This window comes from Deinococcota bacterium, from assembly GCA_030858465.1.
Classification (GTDB): domain Bacteria; phylum Deinococcota; class Deinococci; order Deinococcales; family Trueperaceae; genus JALZLY01.
In genome coordinates this window covers 1-4,850 of record JALZLY010000144.1, presented here as the reverse complement: position 1 = coordinate 4,850, position 4,850 = coordinate 1, and the positions used below count along the sequence as shown (strand labels likewise).

6 protein-coding genes are annotated in these 4,850 nt (G+C 69.5%); 3 read left to right on the top strand and 3 right to left on the bottom strand.

The window, feature by feature from the left end; translation table 11 throughout:
- The first annotated feature begins 57 nt into the window (after positions 1–57).
- Positions 58–1,362 (top strand): threonine synthase, encoded by a 1,305-nt coding sequence (gene thrC, locus M3498_06815; protein ID MDQ3458995.1) that lies wholly within the window; start codon positions 58–60, stop codon positions 1,360–1,362.
- Here the strand turns inward: thrC and M3498_06810 are convergent.
- Positions 1,359–1,733, bottom strand: a complete 375-nt coding sequence (locus M3498_06810) for a glyoxalase (protein MDQ3458994.1) — start codon at positions 1,731–1,733, stop codon at positions 1,359–1,361. The two genes, thrC and M3498_06810, sit on opposite strands and share 4 nt — an antisense overlap.
- Before the next feature lie 365 nt (positions 1,734–2,098).
- Here M3498_06810 and M3498_06805 point away from each other — a divergent pair, with 365 nt between their 5' ends.
- Positions 2,099–2,731 (top strand): class I SAM-dependent methyltransferase, encoded by a 633-nt coding sequence (locus tag M3498_06805; GenBank protein MDQ3458993.1) that lies wholly within the window; start codon positions 2,099–2,101, stop codon positions 2,729–2,731.
- Positions 2,732–2,783: 52 nt separating this feature from the next.
- Here M3498_06805 and M3498_06800 read toward each other — a convergent pair whose 3' ends face one another.
- The gene (locus tag M3498_06800) at positions 2,784–3,623 is read right to left on the bottom strand and encodes an MBL fold metallo-hydrolase (protein MDQ3458992.1); all 840 of its coding nucleotides are present in this window, start codon (positions 3,621–3,623) and stop codon (positions 2,784–2,786) included.
- A 26-nt stretch (positions 3,624–3,649) separates the two neighbouring features.
- Positions 3,650–4,237: a hypothetical protein gene (locus tag M3498_06795; protein ID MDQ3458991.1), complete on the bottom strand. Its 588-nt coding sequence runs from the start codon at positions 4,235–4,237 to the stop codon at positions 3,650–3,652.
- A gap of 304 nt (positions 4,238–4,541) precedes the next feature.
- Here M3498_06795 and M3498_06790 point away from each other — a divergent pair.
- Positions 4,542–4,850, top strand: a 309-nt coding sequence (locus M3498_06790; GenBank protein ID MDQ3458990.1) for an AMP-binding protein, incomplete at its 3' end; no start/stop codon positions are given.

The following is a 4,850-nucleotide window of genomic DNA, read 5'->3' as shown; positions in this document are numbered from 1 at the left end:
GCCCCAGGCGGCGCCGCTGCCCGAGGCGCCGCCTGGCGCGCCGCTCGAGGAGGTGACGTGACCTCACCCCGCTACCTGAGCACCCGCGACCCGGCCCGGCGGCTCGTCTCCTTCGAGAGTGCGCTCCTCTGCGGCCTGGCGCCGGACGGGGGGCTCTACCTGCCCGACCGGGTGCCGGAGATAGTACCGGAGGCCTGGCAGGGGGCGGCCACGCTGCCCGAACTCGGCGCGCGGATCCTCTCGCCCTGGCTCGCCGCCGAGGTCGGCGAGGGGGCGCTCGCGGCCATCCTGGACGACGCGCTCAGCTTTGCTATCCCGCTCGTACCCTTGGCGGACGACCTCTACCTGCTCGAGCTCTTTCACGGCCCCACCCTGTCCTTCAAAGACGTCGCCGCGCGCACCATGGCCCGGCTGATGAACCACTTCCTGGCCCGGCGGCAGGAAAAGGTCACCGTCCTGGTCGCCACCTCGGGCGACACCGGCAGCGCCGTCGCCGACGGTTTCGCGGGCCAGGCGAACCTCGAGGTGGTCCTGCTCTACCCCAAGGGCCAGGTCAGCCCCGTTCAGGAGCGGCAGCTCATCGTGAGGCGCCCCGGCGTGCGCGCCTGCGCCGTCGCGGGAAGCTTCGACGACTGTCAGCGTCTGGTCAAGGCGGCCTTTGCCGATAAGGCGCTCGCCGGCCTGGCGCTGTCGTCGGCCAACTCCATCAACGTCGCTAGGCTCCTGCCGCAGTCCTTGTACTACTTTTGGGCGCTGCGGGCGCTGTCGCGCCTGGGCAAAACGGCGCCCCCGCTCGTCTGCGTGCCGAGCGGCAACCTGGGCAACGTTACAAGCGGCGTCCTGGCGCGGCTCATGGGCCTGCCGCTGCGCCGCTTCATCGCGGCGCACAACGCCAACGACTTCTTCCCGCGCTACTTGGAGGGCTCGGGCGCCACCTTCAAGCCTTCGGTGCAGACCCTCTCCAACGCCATGGACGTGGGCGCGCCGAGCAACTTCGAGCGCCTGCGGGCGCTCTTGGGCGAGAGGCTGCCCGACTATCTGCGGGGCGCGAGCGTCTCCGACGAGGCCACCCGCGCGCGCATGAGGCAGGTCTATGAGACCTGGGGTTATGTGGCCGATCCGCACACCGCCGTCGGCTTGGAGGCCGCGCTTCGCTACCGGGAAGGGACGGGCGACACAACGCCGACGGTGGTCTTGGCGACGGCCCACCCCGCCAAGTTTCCCGAGGTCGTAGGGGGCGCGCTCGCTGTCTTGCCGCCCAAGGTGGACCGGCTCGAGCGTCTCTGGGACGAGCCTACCGCAGTCGAAGCGCTCGAGCCGCGCATGGGGGCGCTCCGGGCCGCCCTGCTCGAGCGCGCCTAGCCGAGCTCGCGGTAATCGCCGGTCACCGCCGTGAACTCGAGCCGGTTGCCGAAGGGGTCGCGGCAAAAGAAGCGCGGCCGGCCGGGAATGGGCGTGGCGTCTTGGGTGGCGACGCCGGCCACTTCCAGCCTTTCCCGCAGCGCCTCGAGGTCGTCCACCTCGAGGCAGAGGTGCTGCCGCAACTCCGGCAAGCGCTCGCGCTCGCTGAAGAGGTGAAGCTCGACCGCGCCCAGCCTGTACCAGAGGACGCCCTCGAGCGCGGCGGGCGGGGGAAGCTCCTCGAGGCCGAGAAGCCCTCCGTAAAAGGCCCGTGCCCTGTCGTCGCTGCCGGGCGGCCGGGGGACGCTGACGTGCTGGAGGCGCGTGGTCATGGCACATTCTACTGCTGGACACGGCGTAGAAACAGGCGTAGTAGAGCCGGCTCACGTAGGTGTTGAGGTGTCCGGCCTCGAGCAGTAGCCGTGCCTCGAGCAATGAAGGCGTACCAGCGCTCATTCGAGGCAGAGGTGCTGGATATCCGCCGCTGAACGCTCAGAGGAAGGCTGAAATATACCCTCACGCCATTGACATCGGCCTTGCCAAAAGACATGCTTGGGTTGACGAGAGGAGGCTCGCAAGTCGTGGTACACGGGTGGAGGTCACAGCAAGGAGAGCTGCAGCGGGCCCCTCTTTCTGGCGCACATCCTGGACGGCATCCGCTACGCGGCCGGGAGATAGCAAGGGGCTGGGCTCGAGCGTGAGCTGCTGCGACGTCAACGGCTTGAACAGCTTTTTTCGCGGGGCGCTGGTGAGGTGGGAGCGGCTGCTCTTCGAGCGCCGCGGCCCGACGGAGCAGCAGCAGAGGATCATCGAGCTCGCCTCGGTGGGTCCCTCCGGCCGCTCCGTGCTCGAGGTCGGCTGCGGCGTCGGCGCCGTCACTACCACGCTGCTCGCCCGCGGCGCCGCTAGGGGTCTCTATGTGGACCTGTCGCAGGACTACCTTCAGGCCGCCGCGGAGCTGGCGCAAAGGGCCGGGGTAGGCGGGCGAGCGGCCTTTTACCGGCTGGACTTCGCCGAGGCGAGGCTGGCGATGGCGGACATCGTCATCGCCGACCGCGTCGTCTGCTGCTACCCGGACGCTGAAACGCTCCTCGAGGCGGCGGCGGCGCACAGCCGGGCCCTGTTGATCTTCAGCTATCCGCGCCCCTCTTGGCTGAGCCGCCTGCTGCGCCGTCTCCTCAACCTTATGGTGCGCCTCCTGGGCAAGGACTATCGCTTCTTCCTGCACGACCCCGAGAGGCTGCTGCGGGCGGCGACGCGGAGCGGGCACCGCTTGAGCCGGCAGCGTTCGCTGGGCTTTTGGCAGCTCGCCGTCCTCGAGCGGGACTAGCTTTGGGGTCGGGGGTCGGGGTCGGGGGTCGGGAGGTAGGGTCGGCGGGGTTCTATCCCCTAAGACCGTAGCGCGCCGTCTCACCAGCGCCCTGCCGCCCCACCCGCCCTTCGGCGATGAGCTTCTCCAAGTGCGCCAAGAGCGTCTTTTGCGCCGGGACGTGGAGCCCTTCGTGCGGCAGCGAAGGGTAGACGCCCGCTCTCAGCGCCAAGAGCGTCTGCGGGCCTGCCTGCAAGAGCGCTACAAGCCGCGCCTCTCGAGCGAGCCTGTGAGCTTTGACCTCGGCGAGCTTCGCTTGGGGCGCGCGGATGAGCGGGCCGTGGCCGGGGCCGATCAGCTCGAGCGGCAGGCTCGCTAAGCGCTCCAGGGACGCCAGGTAGTCGCGCATGTTCCCCTCCGGCACGCCGACCCAGGTCGTGCCCTCTCCCGCCAAGACGTCGCCGACGAGCGCCGTGGCCAGCGCGGGGAGATGGAAGCTGAGGTGGCCGGGGCTGTGGCCGGGGCTGTGGATGGCCTCGATGCTCAGCTCGCCCACCTGGACGCGGCCGGCCCCCAAGGCCTCTGCCTCGGCGATACGCCCTAGCTCGAGCGGATGGACCAGGACCAGAGGCCGGCCAAAGGCGGCCCGCACCGCCCCCAGGCCCGCGACGTGATCGGGGTGGGTGTGGGTCAGCAAGATAGCCTTGAGCGTTTGGGCGCCCGCCCGCTCGAGCGTTCCGCGGACGGCGGCGAGCGCCTCGGCGTCCCCTGCACCGGGGTCCACCAGCACCGCCTCGCCGCCAGCGGCGACCAGGTAGGCGTTGGTATGGTCGAAGGGCGGCAGGGTGAGGCTCCTGAGCGGCAAGCGCCAGAGGCCCCGGCCGATCTCCTCCACCCGCGCGAACCCCGTCACCTTCCCGTCACGTTTCAGTCACGTTTTCAGTCGGCCTCGAGCATCCTGATCTCGGTGTAGCTGCCGGGGCTGCCGTAGCGGGCGTAACAGGGAAAGGGCAGGTCCTCGGCGAGCGCGAACTCCATGATGTCTTCGGAGGCGTTTGCAGCGTCGCCGCTCTCGAAGCGCAGGAGCACGCAGTCGCGGCCCGCCGCCTCGACCGTGCTGTCCATGTGCAGCCGGCCCATGCCCATCACCACCAGCGGCTCGGGGCGCACCCGGATCTCCTCGCCCATGAGCATCATCGGCAGCATCATGAAGGTGGGGCCGAACATCATCATGGGGCCGAAGGCGAAGGTGCCCAGCATCGAACCGCCGAACATGGCGGTGCTCAGCTCTTCGGCGCTCACGTTCTCCTGGCTGAAGGCGATGGTGGTCTCGACGCGGTAGCCCTCGCCGGCCTCGCGGACGTTGATGGTGATGGTGCTCACCCCATCATCCTCGCCCTCGGCGACGGTGCGCACCTCCACGACGTAGCGGTGCTCCCCCGGAGGCACCACAAAGGGCTCCCACTGAAAGGCCGACGCCTGACCCCACAGCAACAACAGGCCGGCAACCAAGGCACTCGCTCTCATAGCCACTCCTCTCATAGCCACTCCTCTCAGCCGTCATTATAGCGGCCCTGAGCCCGGCGGATCGGCTTCGCTGCCGCGCACGAGGGCAAGGACACGAGACGAGAAGACCGTCCGGCCCTTCTAAAGCGGCCCGGCGCGTGCCATAATGGTCGCAAAGCGACGTGTTCGAGGGGAGCCGGCAGGGATGCCTGATGCCATTGACGCCACTACAAACGATGCCACTGCAAACGACGCCACTGCCAACGATGCTATTGCAAACGACGCCATTCCAACCGGTAGCGCCCGTAGGGCCGCGGGGCCGCAGGTGGAGGCTGCTGTAGCCAAGAGCATTCCCGCGCTCTTGCAGAGACGCTCGAGCGGGCCGAGGGCGTCCGCGACCGCCCACCGGGTCAAGCGGCTGGGCCTGTGGCAGGCGATCACCTGGGCCGACTACGGCCGGCAGGTGAGGGCCCTCGCCGCCAAGCTCGCCCAGCTCGGGGCGATGCCGGGGCAAAAGGTCGCGCTCCTCAGCGAGAACCGGCCCGAGTGGCTGGTGGCCGACCTGGCCGTGCAGACGGCCGGCGCGGTGACGGTCGGCGTCTACGCCACGAGCAGCGCCGAGCAGCTCCACTAC

Excerpts from the sequence above, each read along its gene's own strand:
- M3498_06810 (MDQ3458994.1), bottom strand. The coding sequence starts at position 1,733 with ATGACCACGCGCCTCCAGCACGTCAGCGTCCCCCGGCCGCCCGGCAGC.
- M3498_06795 (MDQ3458991.1), bottom strand. The coding sequence starts at position 4,237 with ATGAGAGCGAGTGCCTTGGTTGCCGGCCTGTTGTTGCTGTGGGGTCAG.